This window comes from Paraglaciecola aestuariivivens, from assembly GCF_052983255.1.
The window spans coordinates 217,322-236,790 of record NZ_JBRKBA010000006.1; the positions used below are offsets into that span (position 1 = coordinate 217,322).

At 41.0% G+C, this 19,469-nt stretch carries 21 protein-coding genes; 11 read left to right on the top strand and 10 right to left on the bottom strand.

Features of this window, described 5'->3' with window-relative positions; genetic code table 11:
- Window positions 1-100: 100 nt before the first annotated feature.
- Complete coding sequence (locus ACVCDT_RS11225) at window positions 101-895, bottom strand: sterol desaturase family protein (protein WP_447132871.1); 795 nt, start codon at window positions 893-895, stop codon at window positions 101-103.
- A gap of 95 nt (window positions 896-990) precedes the next feature.
- Between ACVCDT_RS11225 and ACVCDT_RS11230 the strand changes: the two genes are divergently transcribed.
- A complete protein-coding gene (locus tag ACVCDT_RS11230; protein ID WP_447132872.1) occupies window positions 991-1,704 on the top strand; it encodes a DUF1499 domain-containing protein in 714 nt (237 codons plus the stop codon).
- Between the two features lie 60 nt (window positions 1,705-1,764).
- On the opposite strand, the gene purD is transcribed toward ACVCDT_RS11230, so the two are convergent.
- The 6 genes from purD to ACVCDT_RS11260 form a co-directional block, all read right to left on the bottom strand.
- Window positions 1,765-3,051 carry a phosphoribosylamine--glycine ligase gene (purD, locus tag ACVCDT_RS11235; RefSeq protein WP_447132873.1) on the bottom strand — a complete coding sequence of 429 codons (1,287 nt, stop codon included), beginning with the start codon at window positions 3,049-3,051 and terminating at the stop codon, window positions 1,765-1,767.
- 23 nt (window positions 3,052-3,074) lie between these two features.
- Entirely contained in the window at window positions 3,075-3,884 is an 810-nt protein-coding gene (locus tag ACVCDT_RS11240) for a class I SAM-dependent methyltransferase (protein WP_447132874.1), read from the bottom strand.
- Window positions 3,885-4,000: 116 nt separating this feature from the next.
- Window positions 4,001-5,608, bottom strand: a complete 1,608-nt coding sequence (gene purH, locus ACVCDT_RS11245) for a bifunctional phosphoribosylaminoimidazolecarboxamide formyltransferase/IMP cyclohydrolase (protein ID WP_447132875.1) — start codon at window positions 5,606-5,608, stop codon at window positions 4,001-4,003.
- Between the two features lie 126 nt (window positions 5,609-5,734).
- A complete protein-coding gene (gene fis, locus ACVCDT_RS11250; RefSeq protein WP_447132876.1) occupies window positions 5,735-6,028 on the bottom strand; it encodes a DNA-binding transcriptional regulator Fis in 294 nt (97 codons plus the stop codon).
- A 29-nt stretch (window positions 6,029-6,057) separates the two neighbouring features.
- Entirely contained in the window at window positions 6,058-7,071 is a 1,014-nt protein-coding gene (dusB, locus tag ACVCDT_RS11255; RefSeq protein ID WP_447132877.1) for a tRNA dihydrouridine synthase DusB, read from the bottom strand.
- Between the two features lie 215 nt (window positions 7,072-7,286).
- Window positions 7,287-7,604, bottom strand: a complete 318-nt coding sequence (locus tag ACVCDT_RS11260) for an Mpo1-like protein (RefSeq protein ID WP_447132878.1) — start codon at window positions 7,602-7,604, stop codon at window positions 7,287-7,289.
- Between the two features lie 188 nt (window positions 7,605-7,792).
- Between ACVCDT_RS11260 and ACVCDT_RS11265 the strand changes: the two genes are divergently transcribed.
- Entirely contained in the window at window positions 7,793-8,638 is an 846-nt protein-coding gene (locus ACVCDT_RS11265) for a tetratricopeptide repeat protein (protein WP_447132879.1), read from the top strand.
- Between the two features lie 316 nt (window positions 8,639-8,954).
- Here ACVCDT_RS11265 and ACVCDT_RS11270 read toward each other — a convergent pair whose 3' ends face one another.
- Window positions 8,955-10,931 (bottom strand): ATP-binding protein, encoded by a 1,977-nt coding sequence (locus ACVCDT_RS11270; protein WP_447132880.1) that lies wholly within the window; start codon window positions 10,929-10,931, stop codon window positions 8,955-8,957.
- Window positions 10,932-11,203: 272 nt separating this feature from the next.
- Between ACVCDT_RS11270 and ACVCDT_RS11275 the strand changes: the two genes are divergently transcribed.
- The 7 genes from ACVCDT_RS11275 (at window position 11,204) to ACVCDT_RS11305 (ending at window position 16,436) form a co-directional block, all read left to right on the top strand.
- Window positions 11,204-11,740 (top strand): DUF3750 domain-containing protein, encoded by a 537-nt coding sequence (locus ACVCDT_RS11275; protein ID WP_447132881.1) that lies wholly within the window; start codon window positions 11,204-11,206, stop codon window positions 11,738-11,740.
- A 47-nt stretch (window positions 11,741-11,787) separates the two neighbouring features.
- Complete coding sequence (locus tag ACVCDT_RS11280; RefSeq protein WP_447132882.1) at window positions 11,788-11,997, top strand: DUF2065 domain-containing protein; 210 nt, start codon at window positions 11,788-11,790, stop codon at window positions 11,995-11,997.
- Between the two features lie 114 nt (window positions 11,998-12,111).
- Window positions 12,112-13,410: an adenylosuccinate synthase gene (locus ACVCDT_RS11285; protein ID WP_447132883.1), complete on the top strand. Its 1,299-nt coding sequence runs from the start codon at window positions 12,112-12,114 to the stop codon at window positions 13,408-13,410.
- 142 nt (window positions 13,411-13,552) lie between these two features.
- Window positions 13,553-13,933 (top strand): response regulator, encoded by a 381-nt coding sequence (locus ACVCDT_RS11290; protein WP_447132884.1) that lies wholly within the window; start codon window positions 13,553-13,555, stop codon window positions 13,931-13,933.
- Between the two features lie 67 nt (window positions 13,934-14,000).
- Window positions 14,001-15,407 (top strand): aldehyde dehydrogenase family protein, encoded by a 1,407-nt coding sequence (locus ACVCDT_RS11295; protein WP_447132885.1) that lies wholly within the window; start codon window positions 14,001-14,003, stop codon window positions 15,405-15,407.
- Window positions 15,408-15,414: 7 nt separating this feature from the next.
- Entirely contained in the window at window positions 15,415-15,834 is a 420-nt protein-coding gene (locus ACVCDT_RS11300; protein ID WP_447132886.1) for a VOC family protein, read from the top strand.
- Window positions 15,835-15,965: 131 nt separating this feature from the next.
- Complete coding sequence (locus ACVCDT_RS11305; protein ID WP_447132887.1) at window positions 15,966-16,436, top strand: Dps family protein; 471 nt, start codon at window positions 15,966-15,968, stop codon at window positions 16,434-16,436.
- Between the two features lie 73 nt (window positions 16,437-16,509).
- Here the strand turns inward: ACVCDT_RS11305 and ACVCDT_RS11310 are convergent, their stop codons facing one another.
- Complete coding sequence (locus ACVCDT_RS11310; RefSeq protein WP_447132888.1) at window positions 16,510-17,184, bottom strand: YitT family protein; 675 nt, start codon at window positions 17,182-17,184, stop codon at window positions 16,510-16,512.
- 341 nt (window positions 17,185-17,525) lie between these two features.
- Between ACVCDT_RS11310 and ACVCDT_RS11315 the strand changes: the two genes are divergently transcribed.
- On the top strand, window positions 17,526-17,741 hold the full coding sequence (locus ACVCDT_RS11315; RefSeq protein ID WP_447132889.1) for a hypothetical protein: 216 nt from the start codon (window positions 17,526-17,528) through the stop codon (window positions 17,739-17,741).
- A 29-nt stretch (window positions 17,742-17,770) separates the two neighbouring features.
- The gene (locus ACVCDT_RS11320) at window positions 17,771-18,238 is read left to right on the top strand and encodes an LEA/WHy family protein (RefSeq protein ID WP_447132890.1); all 468 of its coding nucleotides are present in this window, start codon (window positions 17,771-17,773) and stop codon (window positions 18,236-18,238) included.
- A gap of 52 nt (window positions 18,239-18,290) precedes the next feature.
- Here the strand turns inward: ACVCDT_RS11320 and fadA are convergent, their stop codons facing one another.
- Complete coding sequence (gene fadA / locus ACVCDT_RS11325) at window positions 18,291-19,454, bottom strand: acetyl-CoA C-acyltransferase FadA (protein WP_447132891.1); 1,164 nt, start codon at window positions 19,452-19,454, stop codon at window positions 18,291-18,293.
- Window positions 19,455-19,469 lie beyond the last annotated feature (15 nt).

Here is a 19,469-nt window from a genome sequence, read left to right on the forward strand (position 1 = left end):
AACCATTCCTTAGGTGCATATTGCAAAAATGTGGTTTGGTAAAGTATAGGGGAAATAATGATAGGTGTGAATATAGCTAAGATTAGGCAAACTTAGCCATCTAACTTTTGTTTTTAAAGGGCATGATCAATAAAGATGTTAGCCTAGTATGGCTTTGTATTGATGAGTATTGTTTGAGGCCGAGTTTTATGCCCGAATCGCCATTTTGTGCATCTTGAGTATAAGAGCCAAATACTCTGTCCCAGAGCGACAAATTAAAACTAAAGTTGCTATCGGTTTCCCTCACGTTTTGGCTATGATGAATTCTATGCATGGCCTGAGTGACTATGACTTTTCTTAATAAGCGTTCAAGCTTTGTGGGAAGATTGATATTGCTATGGTTAAATAAAGAGCTGGCATTAAGGACTATTTCAAAGATCAAAATAGCGATAAGGGGCGCGCCAAGTAGCAATATTGCCAATACTTTAATCGCTAAGCTTATTGCTATCTCAAAAGGGTGAAAGCGTAAGCCAGTTGAGGCATCTAAATGGGGATCGGCATGATGCACTTGGTGTAATCGCCATAACCAAGGCACTCGATGAAAAAGTCTATGCTGCCAATAAATAAAACAATCCAATAAAATCAAAGTAATAGGCACACTTATCCATAAGCTTACGGAGATACCATTCCACAAACCCAAATGATTATTTTGTGCATAAATCCCTATTGCCGCTAAACCCGTGGGTAGCATCACTCTTGCCACTAAAGCACCAAGCAATACCATAGAAAAATTGCTAAACCAGCGTTGACCTGTGCTAATAGCCGAATGTCGGCTTGGTTTAAGGCTTTCCCACAGTAACATTAGAACTAGCACAGTAATAAAACAGCCTAGCCTTATCCAAGTCTCATTAATCATATTGAGTGATGGTGATCCTTTAGGTGAATCTATTAGATATAAACAACTATTTTCTATACTATCATTGAGTTACTAAATTACAGGACATTGTTTTAATGAAGACACTTACCTTAGTTGCGGGTCTTTTAGCCCTATTCATATTGCTCGTTTCTGGGCCTTTATATCAACTTGAGATCCTTAGCCTAGGTCATGCGTTTTTGGGTATGCGCATTGCAGTCATTACCGGTGGCATTGCCCTAGTCTTGGCACTAATCCAAATTATCTTTATGCATAAAAGTATCTCTTGGCCCAAAACAGGGGTAGCGGTAATTTGTGCGGCAATAGCAGTAGCCATGCCACTAAGTTTAATGATGAAAGCTAAATCAGTGCCTGCAATTCATGATATCACCACTGATGTGGTTAACCCGCCAAAATTTGTGGCTATTTTACCATTAAGAGCTGATGCCCCTAATCCTGCTGAATATCAGGGTGAAGAAATTGCAAAGCAGCAACTATCAGCTTATCCAGAATTACAGACTCAAACCTTTGCTTACCCAGCTGATAAAGTCTTTGCGGCAGCCCTAACAACGCTAGGCGCCATGGGCTTAGAAGTGATAGCTGTAGAAGAAAACGAAGGCCGCATTGAAGCGGTAGACACCACTAGATGGTTTGGCTTTAAAGACGATCTGGTTATCCGTATTCAGTCAGAAGGGCAAATCACCTTGTTTGATGCCAGAAGTAAATCCCGTGTGGGTAGAAGTGATGTAGGTAAAAATGCTGAACGTTTAACAGAGCTAATTAATAAAGTACAAGCGCGTCTTTCTGCTTAAAAATAAAACCCATAAAAAAAGCGCCTAGGCGCTTTTTTTGGGATATTGAGTCTAAATAGTTTAACTTTGCTGTTCACGTTTAATGGCGCGATAAGCAATATCATCACGGTAAAACATGCCATTCCAGCTAATGCTTTTGGCTAACTGGTAAGCTTTATGTTGCGCTTGAGTGACAGTGTCGCCTAAAGCGGTGGCGCATAAGATTCGGCCGCCATTAGTGGTAATTTTGCCATCTACTTCTTTAGTGCCAGCATGGAAAACTTTACTGTTGTTATCACCTAAGGTTAGGCCACTGATTTCGTCACCTTTTGCATAATCGCCTGGATAACCTCCAGCCGCGAGCACAACTCCTACTGCTGCTCTTGAATCAAACTCAGCTTGTACTTGGTCTAATTTCCCAGCTAAGGCAGCCTGAATTAATGCAATTAAATCAGATTGCAAACGTAGCATAATAGGCTGGGTTTCGGGATCACCAAAGCGACAATTGTATTCGATAACCTTTGGGGTGCCATCAGGCATGATCATTAATCCTGCATATAAAAAGCCAACATAAGTGTTGCCTTCTTCAGCCATACCATTGACTGTGGGATAAATGACCTGCTGCATGACTCTTTGGTGGATCTCTGGGGTTACCACAGGTGCAGGTGAATAAGCACCCATTCCACCCGTGTTAGGGCCAGTATCAGCGTTTCCTACTCGTTTATGATCTTGGCTGGTGGCAAAAGGTAAAACATTTTTGCCATCTACCATCACTATAAAGCTGGCCTCTTCGCCATCTAAAAACTCTTCAATGACAACTCGGCTTCCCGCTTCACCAAACGCATTGCCAGCTAACATATCGCGTATTGCGTCTTCAGCTTCGCTTAAGGTCATGGCGACAATAACGCCTTTGCCTGCCGCTAGGCCATCTGCTTTTATAACAATAGGCGCGCCTTTTTCTTGCACATAAGCAATGGCAGGGTCAATTTCGGTGAAATTTTGGTATTCAGCTGTGGGAATTTGATGACGTGCTAGAAAGTCTTTAGTAAAGGCTTTTGAACCTTCTAGCTGTGCTGCGGCTTGTGACGGGCCAAAAATGGCAAGCCCTTTCGCTTGAAATGCGTCTACTACCCCTAGTACTAACGGTACTTCAGGGCCGACTATGCTAAGGTCGATCTGCTCTTTTTCAGCAAAATCTAACAAGCCGCTAATATCTTCAGCCGCAATATCGACATTGCTTAGTTTATTTTCCAGTGCGGTGCCTGCGTTGCCAGGCGCTAAAAACACTTGGCTAACTTGAGGCGATTGGGCAGCTTTGTAAGCTAAGGCATGTTCGCGACCACCGCCGCCAATAATCAATACTTTCATAGGGATAGTAAACTTCTTTGCTATTAGTTTTTAATAAATTTAAGGGTCATACGGTTGCTTTCACCTATAGCTAAATATTTTGCTCGGTCTTGATCACCAAGGGCTAAAGTAGGTAGCAAAGTCCATACGCCTCGTGGATGGTTGGCGTTGTCCATAGAGTTCTGGTTAATATCACTTTGTGCACTTAAGCTAAAGCCGGCTTTTTCGGCGGCGGCAATCACTACAGATTGCTTCATATAACCCGATTTCTTTTGCATTTCATCATCTGCAGATTCTGGCAGTCGGTGTTCAACTACACCTAAAATGCCGCCTTTTTTCAGGGCTTTAGCAAAACTAGCAAAAGCTTTCTCGACCCCTTCTACACCTGCATCCATGTACCAGTTATGTACATTTCTAAAGGTTAATACGCGATCTAATGAGCCGGCTGGGGCAAAGTCTGGGTTTTTATTATGGTGAAAGGCGGTCAGTTTAACCTTTTTATAATCTTCACGTTCTGCCATGGTTTTTTTAAAGCTATCTAACAGGCGTTGATAATAACCAGGCGCCCCTTCGTACAAATAAAAGTGTGCAGCGTAATACTCACCCTGATCTTTTAATAACGGGGCTAAAATGTTGCTGTACCAACCGCTACCCGGCGATATTTCGGCGACCGCCATGTTGGCTTGCACATCGAAAAAGCGCAAAGTTTGTTGTGGATTACGGTATTCATCACGCACACGCTCTTTAGCGCTACGGTGTTCATTACTTACTGCATCACTAATGGCATCGGCAAATACTGGGCTGACGCTAAATAAAGATAAGGTTACTGCAACTTTTAGGGCACGTTTAAACATAATATTCTCTCGTAGTTGGCAAATAGTATCGAATAGAGTGTAACGGCAATTTGGAAAACAAGTAACAGGCAATCGAGTCAAAAATGTGAATTTTTGACTCGATTTAAGCTGAACCCTTAGTGCTTAAAGTGGCGCATACCAGTAAAGACCATAGCAATGCCGTGTTCATTGGCGGCATCTATTACTTCTTGATCGCGCATTGAGCCACCTGGCTGAATAATGGCGCTAATACCTGCCGCAGCTGCAGCATCTATACCATCTCTAAAAGGGAAAAACGCATCAGAGGCCATCACCGAACCTGCAACTTGTAATCCTTCGTCAGCGGCTTTTATGCCAGCTATTTTTGCTGAATAGACACGACTCATTTGCCCTGCACCCACACCTATTGTTTGGCTGTCGTTGCAATAAACAATGGCGTTAGATTTAACGTATTTGGCAACCTTCCAAGTAAAAAGTAAATCTTTTAGTTGTTGCTCAGTGGGTTTTACCTTAGTCACAACTTCTAAGTCTTCAGCTTCAACCATGCCAAAATCACGGTCTTGCACTAAGAGTCCACCGTTTACGCGTTTAAAGTCGTGGCCTTCGGTGAGTTGACCTTGCCAATCGCCACAGGCTAATAAACGTACGTTTTTCTTGGCCGCTACAACTTTAACAGCTGCTTCGCTGACAGTTGGGGCAATGATGACTTCAACAAATTGACGCTCAACAATGGCTTGGGCTGTGGCCTCATCAAGCCCGCGGTTAAAGGCGATAATGCCACCAAATGCTGAAGTAGGATCGGTTTGATAAGCGCGGTTGTAGGCACTTAAAATGTCATCACCTAAAGCCACACCACAAGGGTTAGCGTGTTTAACTATTACACAAGCAGGTACATCAAATTCTTTTACACATTCTAATGCGGCATCGGTATCGGCAATGTTATTAAATGACAATTCTTTGCCTTGTAACTGAGTAGCAGTGGCAACTGAGGCCTCTTGAATATTATTTTCAACATAAAAAGCCGCGCTTTGATGACTGTTTTCGCCATAACGTAAATCTTGTTTTTTAGTGAATTGCATATTGTAGGTGCGCGGAAATTCACTGTGTTGATGGCCACAGTCTGCTTCACATTCAGCAGATTCAAGCATGGCACCAAAATAGTTGGCTATCATGCCGTCGTATTCTGCGGTGTGCTCAAAAGCCGCTATGGCTAAATCAAAGCGGGTTGTGGCAGTCACACTATTTTGATTAGCCTGCATGTCTGACATAACGCGAGCATAGTCTTTGGCTTTGACTACTATAGTCACATCTTTGTGGTTTTTAGCCGCTGCGCGCACCATAGTTGGGCCGCCAATATCGATGTTTTCAATGGCGTCTTCAAGACTGCAATCATCTTTAGCTACAGTGGCTGCAAAAGGGTATAAATTGACTACTACTAAGTCTATGGGCTGAATGTTGTTGTCTGCCATAACTTGTTCGTCTTGACCGCGACGGGCCAAAATACCGCCATGAATTTTAGGGTGTAGAGTTTTTACCCGGCCATCCATAATTTCAGGGTGACCTGTGTAATCTGAAGCTTCAATTACAGTTAAGCCGCTTTCGCTTAACAATTTTGCGGTGCCGCCAGTAGATAATAACTCTACCCCTTGATTCGCTAAAAATTGCGCAAATTCTACTATTCCAGTTTTATCAGATACGCTTAACAAAGCGCGACGAATAGGTTTTGCAATTGAGTCTTGTGACATAGTGGTTCCGTTTTTTATGACAAATAATTTTACTAACTGAGTTTTATTTATTGTTGACTAACTGGTCATGCTCGATACAAACAAAAAGAGCACCATAAGGTGCTCTTTTAGTTTAGGGGATAAATCTTAGTTCATTCCGTATTGTTTTAGCTTTTTACGCAATGTACCGCGGTTTATGCCAAGCATGATTGACGCTTTAGTTTGGTTGCCGCGAGTGAAAGTCATGATTTCTTCTAACATAGGCGCTTCTACTTCGGCCATTACTAGTTCGTACAAGTTTTCGATATTGGTGTTATCAAGTTGTTTTAGATACTTATTAACAGCTTGTTTAACAGAATCGCGAAGAGGCTTTTGTGCCTGAGTTTGCGAAGGAGTCGTTACCGTAGTTGAAAACGGAGAAGTTACATTTTGTTCGAACATATACAATCTTGCTCTTTAAGTTAGTCATATTAAGCAGCAGGTGAAACAGATTCATTCACGGATGAATGGCTCGTTTCGCTTGCCAATTTATTAAAGTACATAGTTAACGCTTCAAGTTGCTGCCCTGCATCATCGATGGCGTTAAACTTTGCACGGAACAGCTTTTGCTGATCGTGTTCTGCCAAATACCAACCCACATGTTTGCGGGCTATTCTGCTCCCTTTAAATTCACCATAAAATTGGTGAACATTGGCAACGTGTTCAAGCAATACATTGCTCACTTCGTCAATGCTAGGGGCAGGCAATATTTGGCCTGTTTGCAGATAATGTAAGATTTCTCGAAATATCCAAGGGTGACCTTGTGCACCTCGACCAATCATTAACGCATCTGCTTGGGTGTATTCTAAAACGTGCTTTGCCTTTTGCGCGCTCGTTATATCACCATTGGCAACCACCGGAATAGACACAGCTTGTTTAATCGCTTTAATGGTGTCGTATTCAGCGTTACCTTTATACATACAGGCTCGGGTGCGACCATGCACCGCCAATGATTGAATACCGTTATCTTGGGCAATTTTGGCAATTAATAAGCCATTGCGGTTTTCAACATTCCAACCTGTGCGTATTTTTAAGGTAACAGGCACATCTACTGCATTGACAACCGCTTGAATGATTTTCTCAACCAGAGGGGGATCTTGTAGTAATGCTGAACCTGCTAATTTTTTGTTTACTTTTTTTGCTGGGCACCCCATGTTGATATCAACAATCTGTGCACCGTTTCCTACATTGTACTGTGCGGCTTGTGCCATAAGTTCAGGATCCGATCCCGCTATTTGCACTGACCTAATGCCTTCTTCTCCTTGATGATCCATGCGTTGCTTGGATTTGTCTGAGTCCCAGACCCTTGGATTTGAAGAAAGCATTTCTGATACCACCAGCCCTGCCCCTAGCCTTTTACATAATTGCCTAAAAGGGCGGTCTGTCACCCCAGCCATGGGGGCTAATATCAAATTATTTTCTAATACGTAAGGACCTATCTGCATAATATAGAATGATTAACCTTCACATTTAAATTGTGCAAAAATCGTCCGTGTTATTAAAAAGGGGCGCAAGTTTAAGGGTTTTTGCTTGGCTTGAAAAGGCTAGAAATCAAACTAATTTGTACTTTTTTTAAGCAAAGCATATTGACTTTGATAAAATAGCCGTTTTAAAAACTGGTTAACCACTTGAGGGGTTAAAATTTTTCTCTTGGGTAGCTTTAGCGCTTTATATTGCCTACTAATATATCTTTAAACATCACCCAATCTCCTAACAAACTGTATAAAGGATAGCGAAAAGTAGCGGGTTTGTTGTGTTCAAAAAAAGCGTGGCCTGCCCAAGCAAAGCCATAGCCTAAAACCGGTATGAACCACAAGAGTTGCCATTGACTGGTAAATAAAGTGTAGATAATCAAAGCTATTATTAGTGCACTGCCGATAAAGTGTAAGCGTCGACAAATAAGGTTTTGGTGTTCGGCCAAATAATAAGGATAAAATTCGGCAAAATTATTAAATTGTTGCTTGGATTCTGAACTCATAGTTTGACCTGCTAATTTAGTTAAGTTGAACTCTGTTAGCTTACTGACAAGTGGCAAAATGTCTAGAAACTTGAGCTTGGGCCATGGTTAATATTGCACTCATTTTCTGAGATAGATAAACACCAAGACTTGAGTTTAATAAATTCGACCCCATCCACAGCACAAGCACTTAGCAACTGGATTTTAGCATGCATAATCATATCGACATTACTCCTGAAAATTTTCAACAAGTCATTTTACAAGATTCACAGTCGCAGGTAGTGATGGTGGAGTTTTGGGCCGAGGGGTTTGAACCTAGCCAGCAACTAGCCCCAGTGCTAGCCAATGTTGCTGCTAAGTTTTCTCAGCATTTAATTCATGCACGGGTGGATTGTCAGCATCAACAAGAAATTGCAGGTCAGTTTGGGGTGCAAAACTTGCCTACTGTGATTTTAGTCAAAGAAGGCCAGCCCATAGACGGCTTTGCTGGCGTACAAACTGAAGAACAAATAATTGCGGCTTTTGAAAAACATTTGCCTAAACCTGAAGACGGTTTATATCAGCAAGCCCTTGAATTAGTGAATCAAGGTGATTACCAACAAGCTTATACATTATTAAAACAGGCCAATGACCTAAACAGCGAGCGTGCTGATATCAAGTTATTGTTAGCAGATTGTCAGGTAGAGTTAGGCCAGCTCAAACAAGCTAAAGCGATACTTAGTACAATAGGCTTGGTGGATCAAGACGCCTTATACAATAGTATTTTAGGTAAAATTGAATTAGCCGAACAAGCTGCAGAATCACCAGAAATTAAAGCCTTGCAAGCAGAACTGGCGGCCAACCCAGATGATTTAGGGATAAAAGTTAAATTAGCCGTGCAATTGCACCAAGCCAATCAAACCGAAGAAGCCTTAGAATTGATCATGTCTGTGTTATATAAAGACATTAATTTTGCAGATGCTAAAAAACTGACCTTAGACATGATCAATGCATTACCAGATGGTGATCCGTTAAAATCTAAATTTAGACGTAAAGTATATGGTTTATTGTACTAAATAGATTGTTAGGCAGTTGCAAATACAGAAGTTATAATGGCAGCGGATTAGATTTAAAACAGAGTGGGTTATGCCAATTAAAAAATGGCTTATTCAATATAGTATAGGGTTACCTATTATCTTTATGCTGCTGGCAACAGTTCAGTACTTAAAAGGGCGGGACTTATATTACTCACTGTGGTTTGGGTTGTTTTGGTCTTGTTTATCTCTTAGCATTTTTGCCTTAAGACGCGCCTATAATTATCGAAAAAATATAGCCTGCTCTTTGTGTAACGACTTACCTAAAAAAACACAGTCCTAACATGCCCTCAGTGGTTTAAGGGCTGTTGAGCAGATGCTTTTCTAATAGTTCGTATAGCTTATCTAATTCAAAAGGTTTAGATAAATAGCCATTAAATCCTTTTTCTAGGTAGCTTTCCACTTCACCACTCATAACATTTGCCGTACAGGCAATGATCGGAATATGAGCATCTTGCTGGCGGATTTTTAAGGTTGCATTTACCCCATCCATAATAGGCATTTGTATATCCATTAATATTAAATCAGGCTGGAGTTGTTTGTATTGTTCAATAGCTTCTTGACCGTTGCTGGCTTTTACTATGCTCGCCCCGGTTGGTTCAAGCGCACATTGTAATACCATCATGTTGATCTCATTGTCTTCTGCTAACAGCAGTTGTATACCTTTTAGGTTGGGTATGGTTTGCGGCTCGACTGCTAAAGTGGTGTTAGGGGGCTGACCAATAGCCATAGGTAAACAAATTTTAAATTTAGTACCTTGGCCTTTTTCAGTATCTACTTCTAAGGTGCCTTGCAATGCTTCGACTAAGCCTTCGCAGATAATTAAGCCTAAGCCAGTTCCACCAAATCTTCTTGAAATAGAAGAATCTGCTTGAGCAAAAGGTTCAAAAGCACGCGCCAATTCTTCGGTGGTCATTCCTATTCCACTGTCTTCAATGCGGATCACTAAAGTGTCACCTTGATCTATTTTGGCATAACTAAAGTCTAATAAAACTTGCCCTTTGTCGGTAAATTTAATGGCATTGCTTAAAAGGTTTAATAATATTTGGCCAATCCGAGTAGGATCACCATGCCAATATTGCGGCATCCCAGGTTGCAATTTGATCACAAAACTTAAGCCTTTGTCATTGGCCGTTTGAGTTAAAGTGAATTCGATAAACTCAATAATGTCTTGCAAATAAAATTCTGTGTTTTCAATTTCAATTTTGTTGGCTTCAATTTTAGAGAAATCTAAAATATTGCTAATAATAGACAACAACTTTCGTGCCGAAAACAATGCGTTTTCTGAAAGCTTTTCTTGACTGTGGGTCAAGGTACTTTTCTTTAGCAGCTGTAACGTACCTATAACACCATTTAAAGGGGTGCGAATTTCATGCGACATGTTGGCTAAAAATTGTGATTTAGCCAGATTAGCCTGATTGGCTTTGTTGGTTTGAGTTAATAGCGCTTTTCTTTGATGTTCTTCACGTTGAAAGATCAATAAGCTGACTAACCATAATGCCAGCAATAAAACATAAATTAACCAAGGGGTTTGTTGCTGCAATATTGACTGATCGCGCCAATCCATAGCAATTCGCCATGCACCTAAAGGTAAAGATATTGAGGTAGTGGCTTGGGCGCTTTCGAATATAGCTTGTTCACCATAGATAGTGGAATAGGGGGCTTCCGCTTGTTTTATGGCTACTGTTATTTGCGGAAAATTAGCCTTTACAGAATTAAAGATTAAATCGTAGTTGATCACCACAGAAATAATGCCCCACAAAGAATTATCGTTAATATTGATGACTCTTTGCCGGGCAATCAGGCCAATGCCTCCTTGCACTAGGTTAACCGGGCCATCCATCAATATATCGTCGTTTTGGATAGTTCGTTTAACTGCAGCATATTGGACAGGAATGGTCTTGTAATCTAAGCCTAGGGTTTTTTCGTTTCCTTCAACTGGGTAGATATGGCTAATGATTAAATCTTTAGCTACCCCAACATTTCTAATTTGACTGTCATGAGCAAGTAAATTTTTGGCAAACCTAGAAAATTGCTCCTGAGTCATATCAGGATGTACCGCCACATAACTTCTAAGCCCGGCTGTTAACGCAAGGTTTTGTGTCAAAGCTCGCTCTAATTGAGCACGGTATTGTGATAGCAATTGAGTTGCTGAGATTTTAATTCTGTGAGACTCAGTTTGGCTCTTAAAATAACTAAGCGCCATGGCCATCATTGATAATAAAATCAATGACACTAAAGCTCTAATGACAAAAACGCGAGTGATAATAAACATTGAAATACAACCTACTATGTTTAATCGACAACCTGTAAAGCGATTAAGGGTTCACCCGCCTACTATATAACGAACGGCTGCATTTTACAGAAAAATTGTTAATGCCTTAGTTTCCATCAAGTTGCAGTGCTAATAGTTTGCAGTATCGCCCCAACTGTCAGCATTGGCAGCAAGGGTTTGGCTTGCAAGAGACTGAATTTTGCATACCATGTGAAATACAGCAGCATAGTGTTTAAGCTGTGCTTTGGGCTTTTTAGATTAAGGTACCTTTTGTGCATAAAATCATTGTTTTGTTATTTTTATCCCTGTGTTTTGGGGCGTGTGCCAACAACGATTGGCGCAGTGCCAGTAGAGAGCCAGCTGGCATAGCAGTTGATCCCAAAGTTGAAAAACGCGCGGTAATAGAAGTTTATGCGGCAGATGCGTATAGCTGGCGTGGTTGGTTTGCGGTGCATACTTGGATGGCAATCAAACCGCAAAATGCTGAAAAATATACTGTATATGAAGTGGTAGGTTGGGAGGTAGATCAAGGTAGACCTGCGCTACGCCAATATCAAACTATTACGCCAGACAAATATTGGTATGGGGCAAAGCCGAAAAAAGTTTTAGACATTCGTGGTGATAAAGCGCATAAGCTCATTCCTAAAATTCAAGCGGCGGTAGCACGTTATCCTTGGGCCAATGAATATAGATTATTCCCTGGCCCTAATAGCAATACTTTTCCTCAGTGGGTAGGTTTACAGGTACCAGAGTTGGAATTGTCTCTACCTTTTAGGGCGATTGGTAGTGGCTATGCAGACTCAGAATAAAAACCTAGGCCAAATGCATTACAATAAACTACAAGTAGAGAATTTGCATGGTTGAAAGTCAAATGTATAACTTGTTTGATGCAATACTTATTGCCTTGGCAATAGTGTTTGTTTTAGAGGGAATAGGCCCGATGCTGTTTGCCCGTAAATGGCAAAACTTTTTATCCTATTTATCCCAACAACCTAGTCAGCAGCTAAGAACCACAGGCGGGGTATTATTTACTATTGGCCTAGTTTGTTTATTTTATCTTATATAAAGCAAGGCGTTAATTGGCTTTAAAGCAATTGTTTATATGTTGCGCTATTTTACTATTTAGCTAGCGTTGGTTTTTTGGTAGGATCCCCGCCTAATTTTCTGACGCTCAATATCCATGGCTAAAAACGTTGTTGTACTCGGCACCCAATGGGGTGATGAAGGAAAAGGTAAAGTAGTAGATTTATTAACTGATCAAGCTACTTATGTGGTTCGCTATCAAGGGGGCCACAATGCAGGTCATACCTTAGTCATAGACGGTGAAAAAACAGTTCTGCACCTGATCCCATCTGGAATTTTAAGAGAAAATGTTACCTGTGTAATAGGTAATGGAGTGGTTCTCAGTCCAGAAGCTTTGCTAAAAGAAACCGCTATGTTAGAAGCACGCGGAGTGCCAGTTAAAGAGCGCTTAAGGATCAGTGAAGCTTGTCCTCTTATCTTGCCTTATCATATTGAATTAGATGTCGCTCGTGAAAAAGCCCGAGGCAACAAAGCCATAGGTACGACTGGTCGTGGTATTGGTCCTGCCTATGAAGACAAAGTATCACGTCGTGGTTTACGTGTGGGGGATTTGTTCAATCCTCAAGACTTTGCGGTTAAGTTAAAAGAAATCCTTGAATATCATAACTTTATGTTAACTAACTACTACAAAGTAGAACCAGTTAGTTATGAAAAAGTATTGGCTGATGCGTTAGCTGTCGCCGATATTTTAAAAGCCATGGTAGTAGACGTAACTGATGTACTAGATAAAGCCCGTTTACGTGGTGATAAAATAATGTTTGAGGGCGCGCAAGGCACCTTATTAGACATAGATCATGGCACCTACCCTTATGTGACTTCTTCCAATACCACTGTTGGTGGCGTGGCCACTGGCGCTGGATTTGGTCCACTTAACTTAGATTATGTACTAGGCATAGTTAAAGCTTATACCACTCGTGTGGGGTCTGGACCTTTTCCTACTGAACTAGATTGTGAAGTGGGTCAGCATTTAGGGGTGAAAGGTCATGAGTTTGGAGCGACCACAGGACGTAAACGTCGAACAGGTTGGTTTGATGCTGTGGCCATGAAGCGTGCCGTACAAATTAATTCTATTACTGGATTTTGTTTAACCAAGTTAGACGTACTTGATGGCCTTGAAAGCTTAAGTATTTGTACTGGTTATAAAGATGCACAAGGTAATATCAGCGATGTGCCTCCAATGGCGGCAGATGGTTATGATTTGATTACCCCTGTATACGAAAGCATGCCAGGTTGGAGTGAAAACTCTTATGGTGTTACTGAGTATGAGGCTTTACCACAAGCTGCTAAAAATTATATTAAGCGCTTAGAAGAACTCACAGGCGTGCCAATTGATATCATTTCAACCGGCCCAGATCGCAACGAAACCATAGTATTACGCCACCCTTTTGAGGTGTAAGCAAGCAATCAATTAACCAAGCCTACTAAAGATTTAGTGGGCTTTTTTTTCGCTTTATAGACCAATATAGCTAAAATTGATTAATTATTGACTGGCATTGTATGATACAAAAATCTTTTCTAGATCCCTAAGTTGCCAGCAATTGAACCATACCAACATATTAGTCATAGACGACGTAGAAGCCATTCGAACCTTTATCAGTTTAGTGCTTAAGCGCATGGGATATGAGTTTGTTGAAACCGCAGACAGTGCTGAAGTAGCGCTAGTTAAGGCTCAGAAAGTCATGTTTGATCTTATTTTGTTAGATATCAATCTGCCTTCTATGAATGGTCTAGCCTTGCTTAAACAGTTAGTTGAACATAGCCCTAACAGTAAAGTTGTGATGTGTTCAGCAAAAAATTCTGAATCTAACATCCAACAAGCTATGGCCGATGGAGCGGTGGGCTTTTTAGAAAAACCTATTACTCAAACAAGTTTAAAGTCTATGCTGTCACGTTTAGGTTTTGCCACCCAAGCCAATTAAAGCCCAAGTGATAGGCGCAATGAAGCATAGCTCACCTATAGCACTACTAAAAGTTTAAAGGAACTTCATGCACCCCTCTAATTCTCAAACGAGCGACACTAAGTTAGTGGATATAGCAACTTCAATTCAGGTGTTAAGGCAGACATTTGAATCAGGACGAACCAAAGATTTGTCTTGGCGCTGCGCGCAACTAAAACAAATTCAAAGCATGGTAGAAGAGCATCAAGACGCTATACTTAATGCATTGCAATTAGATTTGGGGCGCTGTGCAATGGAATCTTGGACAGCTGAATTAGGTGGGGTGATTAGCGAAGTAAAACATGCACTTAAACATATTAAAAAGTGGAGCAAAGCTCGTAAAGTCAAGACTCCTTTAGTGGCTCAACCTGGGGCTAGTTATATTTTGCCTGAACCTTTAGGTAATGTATTAATTATTGGGGCTTGGAATTATCCTTTGTTGTTAGTGTTGTCACCTTTAGTGGCAGCAATAGCTGCGGGGAACTGTGCCGTCATTAAACCCTCTGAATTGTCGGCCAATATGTCACAATTGTTGGCACGCCTCATTCCGCGTTATTTAGACAGCCAAGCAGTATGTGTAGTGGAAGGCGCTGTTGCTGAAACCACTGAATTGTTAAAGCATAAATTTGATCACATTATCTACACTGGGGGTGAAGCTGTAGGTAAAATTGTGATGCGCGCAGCGGCAGAATTTTTGACCCCAGTCACCCTAGAGTTAGGGGGGAAAAGCCCATGTATAGTGGATGATTCAGCCAATTTAGAAGTAACAGCTGCACGTATTGTGTGGAGTAAGTGGATGAATGCTGGGCAAACATGTGTTGCTCCAGATTATATATTGGTTGATAAAGAGTTAGCCCCGGCATTAATTGCGGCAATAAAAACCAAGATCCAGGCCTTTTATAGTGAAGACGCGGCACAATCAAAGGATTACGCTCGTATAGTTAATACCAGACATGCTCAACGTTTAGTGGATAGTTTAGCTGGACAAAATGTGATTTTTGGAGGGCAGCATGATGTGCAGAATCATTTTATTGAACCCACATTAGTGTTAGATCCCGCGCATGATAGTCAATTAATGCAAGCCGAAATCTTTGGCCCTATTTTACCCATAATCACTTTAGATAAGGTTCGACAAAGCATAGATTTTATAAATCAAAACGATAAACCTTTGGCCTTATATCTTTTTAGTAAAAACAATCAGTTAGAACAACAAGTGCTGCAGCAAACGAGTGCCGGTATGGTATGTATTAACGATGGATTTATGTTTGCTGCCAACCCCAATTTACCTTTTGGGGGAGTGGGCAATAGTGGCATGGGGGCCTATCATGGAAAAATTGGTTTTGATAACTTTAGTCATTTAAAAACTGTAATGAAACGTAGTTTTTGGATGGATATTCCTCTCAGGTACCCACCTTTTAATCACTTAAAACTTAAATTATTAAAAAAAATACTCTAGGAAAATTATGTCTATTATGCCTTTTCATTTAGCCATTCCAGTGACAGATTTACAGCAAGCTGAAAGGTTTTATCAAGGTTTGCTAGGATGCGAAAAAGGTCGAAGTTCAGCACACTGGATAGATTGGAATTTTTTTGGCCACCAGTTGGTTACCCATAAAGTTGCTAATATGCCTACTATGCCGACCCACAATCAAGTTGATGATAAGGCCGTACCTGTACCGCATTTTGGTGTAGTGTTGGCCTGGCAAGATTGGCAACAACTGGCAGCACGCTTAGAAGACAGTAATTTAGATTTTGTGATTAAGCCTTATATCAGATTTGCAGGTGAAGTAGGCGAGCAAGCCACCATGTTTTTTTATGATCCCAGTGGCAATGCGTTAGAGTTTAAAGCCTTTAAAGATTTGTCACAGTTGTTTGCTATTTAATCCTAAAAACTAATTGGTAGTTATTATATTGATTATTTTTTACGATTAGATGATCTAATATTCTTCATTAGCCTTATGAGTAATACAGCCTTAAGCTGTAGTGAGAATTTTAAGTTAAAAAAGGAAAAATAATGAGTACTATTAATATCGGTATCAATGAGCAAGATAGAGAAACAATAGCCGAAGGCTTAAAAAACCTATTGGCCGATTCTTATACTTTGTATCTACAAACTCATAATTTTCATTGGAATGTCACAGGGCCACAGTTTAGAGAGTTGCACCTAATGTTTGAAGAGCATTACACCGAATTGGCGGTGGCGGTAGATGATATTGCCGAGCGTATTCGTACCTTAGATGTAGTGGCACCTGGCACTTACAAAGAGTTTGCTAAACTCAGCTCGATTAAAGAAGTTGACGGCGTACCTAGTGGTAGTGAAATGGTCAAAATTTTATTACAAGGTCACGAAGCTGTGGTTAAAACCTGTCGTAAAGTGTTAGTGGCTGCTCAAAAAGCTGATGATGAATCAAGTGCAGCTTTAGTGTCTGATCGAATGCGCATTCATGAAAAAACCGCTTGGATGCTACGAGCCTTAGGTCACTAAACTCAGCGCATAATGCATTTTGAAATAGCCCAAATTCACCCAGAGTTTGGGCATTTCTGTTTAAACTTGTAGGTTATTCAGTACATTGCACCGCTTTTAAGGCTTCTTCTTCTAAGGTCTCATCTTTAGCTTTGGATTTTTTAGGCTCTAAGTAAGCTTGATATCGTCCTGGTTTGTGATTAACCGCAATAAGTAGATTCATGGTGATGGCACCTATCACTGACAGAATCACCAACTCAAAATTAAAAATTAAAATTGAAGAGCCTAAAATGGTGGCGTCAACTAACAAACCAAAGTTGCCCGCTCTAATATTAAATTTATTTTGCAGGTACAGGGCTAAAATGCCTAAGCCACCCAAACTAGATTTATGTCTAAACATTATTAACAGCCCTACCCCTATCAGCATACCGCCTGAAAACGCGGCAAACAGAGGATCTATGCTATTAATATTAATTAGTTTAGGCATTTGTTCACTCATCACTGAAACCACAGTCACCGATATAAAAGTGTTAACAGTGAAGCGTTTGCTTAATTGAGTCCAGGCTATGTAATAAAAAGGTAGGTTGACCAAAAAAAATAATAAACCAAAGTTTAATTCAGTTAGGTGAGCACCAATAATGGCGATACCCGCTGTGCCACCAGTGATTAAATTGTGTGTGCCAAATAATGCCACCCCAAAAGATACCAATAAGCCGGCACATAATAAGGCCAACACATCTTCATAAAATCTATGGGTGGGGAACTGCACAGTTTACCTCTATTTGGTTAAGTGACTAAAAATTAGTCTAATTGAACGAGGCGCGAATTTTACACAGTTAAGTGCGCATTGTTAGGGTAAACAGGTTATTGCGTGGGCGCATTTAAATAGCCTAAGTACCTAAATCTTTACGACTATCGCAGTCTATGTAAACACAGTGTAGACAGCATGTTTTTTAGGCCTGTGTGACCTCTCATCAGAAAAATTTATTGGCCTTACTAACTTAGTCGCCCTTGCAACAAAGAGACAAAATAAAAGTGCTTACATTTAGGCTAGTGACAAATAGGCCGTTTATAGGCCAAACTAGGTGATAATTATTTAAGGAGATAATAATGAACAAAGATATTCAGGGCATGTGTTTATTTTTAGGCATGATTGGATTGGCTTATGCTGCAATTTTAGTGATTACTATGGTGTTTACTGGCGTTAAGATCCTCAAGAGCATTATTTTTATTTCGGCGTTTTCCTCATTTTTAATTAGCTTAGGTTTAACCCCACAGGTGAAAGAAAGATTAGTGCAAACCATTAAAGCTAAATTGATTGCCTAATTCCATTCTTTAAACATTTAGGAGGCACAATGAAAAAGCTTATAACTGGCGTTTTTGTCATAAGTGTTGCGCTAATTTTAAGTGCTTGTGCCAATCTCACCCCGCATTTTGAAAAACCACAGGTAAAGGTTAGCTCTTTTCGGGTATTGCCAGGGCAAAGCCTGAACCCAACTTTTGAAATTGGCTTATTAGTGACTAACCCAAATTCAGTCGATTTAAATATAAAAGGTATGGCCTACACTGCCAGTATTGCTGGCAAGGAGTTGTTATCTGGTGTGGCGAATCAGCTACCTATAGTGCCCGCTTATGGGCAAGAGTCTATAAGCTTACATGCTCAAGCTGATTGGTTGTCGGGCATTAAAGTCTTAGCTGGGGTGTTGAAAAATCAAGATGCGCCTATTCGTTATCAACTCAAAGTGAAATTAGACGTGGGGTTATTTTCATTGCCCATTTATATTAACCAAGAGGGTGAACTAAGTTTACCTCGTCAATATTAAAAAAAAGGGCAGGTTAATGACTTAACCTGCCCTTAGATTTTTAACAGATTAATTAGGTACGTTCAAATACCGTTGCAATCCCTTGGCCTAAACCAATACACATAGTAGCTAGTCCTAGTGACTTATCATTGGCTTCCATTAAATTAATCAAGGTAGTTGAGATACGTGCTCCTGAGCATCCAAGTGGGTGACCTAGTGCAATGGCGCCGCCGTTTAAGTTCACTTTGTCATCGTAACTATCAATCCAGCCTAATTGCTTAATGCAAGACAAGGCCTGGGCGGCAAAGGCTTCATTAAATTCAGCTAATTCAATATCTGCCATAGTTAAACCAGCGCGCTTTAAGGCTTTTTGCGTAGCTGGCACTGGGCCAAAGCCCATAATAGCGGCGTCACAGCCTGCTACTGCCATTGCCCGGATTTTTGCTCTAGGGGTTAAGCCCAATGCCTTAGCTTTATCTGCAGACATAATTAACATAGCGGCCGCGCCATCTGATAAGGCCGAAGACGTGCCAGCTGTCACTGTGCCATTCACAGGGTCAAAGACCGGCCTTAGGCCTGCCATTGTCTCTATGGTGGAATCAGGACGTATGACTTCATCAACACTAATAGATTTTAGAATACCCTCTGCATCATGGCCTTGGGTTGCCACAATTTCGTTAGCCCAACGGCCTTCTTGTGTGGCTTTGTGCGCGCGTTGGTGAGAGCGTGCCCCAAAGGCGTCTTGCATTTCACGACTAATGCCATTTTGGCGACCTAATAACTCTGCGGTCATGCCCATGCTGCCTGACGCTTTGGCAGTATGTTTAGCAATGCCAGGATGGAAATCTAAGTTAAAGTCCATAGGCACATGGCCCATGTGCTCAACCCCACCTATCATGTACACGTCGCCGCGTCCTGACATTATGCCACTAGTGGCATCGTGCAATGCCTGCATTGACGAACCGCATAGGCGATTAACTGTTACCGCGCTGGTTGAGCGAGGAATATCAGTTAATAGTTGCGCATTACGGGCAATATTAAAGCCTTGTTCTTTAGTTTGTTGTACACAACCCCAAATAATGTCTTCTATTTCATTTGGATCTAGGTTGGGGTTACGTTCTAGTAACTTAGTCATTAAATGGGCTGAAAGGGTTTCAGCTCGCACGTGTCTGAACATTCCGCCTTTAGAGCGACCCATAGGTGTGCGTATGCAATCAACTACTACCACTTCTTTCATGATCATCTCCTTAGA

What these genes read in the sequence shown, in the direction of transcription:
- ACVCDT_RS11225 (WP_447132871.1), bottom strand. Translation starts at nt 895, where the DNA reads ATGATTAATGAGACTTGGATAAGGCTAGGCTGTTTTATTACTGTGCTA.
- ACVCDT_RS11230 (WP_447132872.1), top strand. Translation starts at nt 991, where the DNA reads ATGAAGACACTTACCTTAGTTGCGGGTCTTTTAGCCCTATTCATATTG.
- purD (WP_447132873.1), bottom strand. Translation starts at nt 3,051, where the DNA reads ATGAAAGTATTGATTATTGGCGGCGGTGGTCGCGAACATGCCTTAGCT.
- ACVCDT_RS11240 (WP_447132874.1), bottom strand. Translation starts at nt 3,884, where the DNA reads ATGTTTAAACGTGCCCTAAAAGTTGCAGTAACCTTATCTTTATTTAGC.
- purH (WP_447132875.1), bottom strand. Translation starts at nt 5,608, where the DNA reads ATGTCACAAGACTCAATTGCAAAACCTATTCGTCGCGCTTTGTTAAGC.
- fis (WP_447132876.1), bottom strand. Translation starts at nt 6,028, where the DNA reads ATGTTCGAACAAAATGTAACTTCTCCGTTTTCAACTACGGTAACGACT.
- dusB (WP_447132877.1), bottom strand. Translation starts at nt 7,071, where the DNA reads ATGCAGATAGGTCCTTACGTATTAGAAAATAATTTGATATTAGCCCCC.
- ACVCDT_RS11260 (WP_447132878.1), bottom strand. Translation starts at nt 7,604, where the DNA reads ATGAGTTCAGAATCCAAGCAACAATTTAATAATTTTGCCGAATTTTAT.
- ACVCDT_RS11265 (WP_447132879.1), top strand. Translation starts at nt 7,793, where the DNA reads ATGCATAATCATATCGACATTACTCCTGAAAATTTTCAACAAGTCATT.
- ACVCDT_RS11270 (WP_447132880.1), bottom strand. Translation starts at nt 10,931, where the DNA reads ATGTTTATTATCACTCGCGTTTTTGTCATTAGAGCTTTAGTGTCATTG.
- ACVCDT_RS11280 (WP_447132882.1), top strand. Translation starts at nt 11,788, where the DNA reads ATGGTTGAAAGTCAAATGTATAACTTGTTTGATGCAATACTTATTGCC.
- ACVCDT_RS11285 (WP_447132883.1), top strand. Translation starts at nt 12,112, where the DNA reads ATGGCTAAAAACGTTGTTGTACTCGGCACCCAATGGGGTGATGAAGGA.
- ACVCDT_RS11295 (WP_447132885.1), top strand. Translation starts at nt 14,001, where the DNA reads ATGCACCCCTCTAATTCTCAAACGAGCGACACTAAGTTAGTGGATATA.
- ACVCDT_RS11300 (WP_447132886.1), top strand. Translation starts at nt 15,415, where the DNA reads ATGTCTATTATGCCTTTTCATTTAGCCATTCCAGTGACAGATTTACAG.
- ACVCDT_RS11305 (WP_447132887.1), top strand. Translation starts at nt 15,966, where the DNA reads ATGAGTACTATTAATATCGGTATCAATGAGCAAGATAGAGAAACAATA.
- ACVCDT_RS11315 (WP_447132889.1), top strand. Translation starts at nt 17,526, where the DNA reads ATGAACAAAGATATTCAGGGCATGTGTTTATTTTTAGGCATGATTGGA.
- ACVCDT_RS11320 (WP_447132890.1), top strand. Translation starts at nt 17,771, where the DNA reads ATGAAAAAGCTTATAACTGGCGTTTTTGTCATAAGTGTTGCGCTAATT.
- fadA (WP_447132891.1), bottom strand. Translation starts at nt 19,454, where the DNA reads ATGAAAGAAGTGGTAGTAGTTGATTGCATACGCACACCTATGGGTCGC.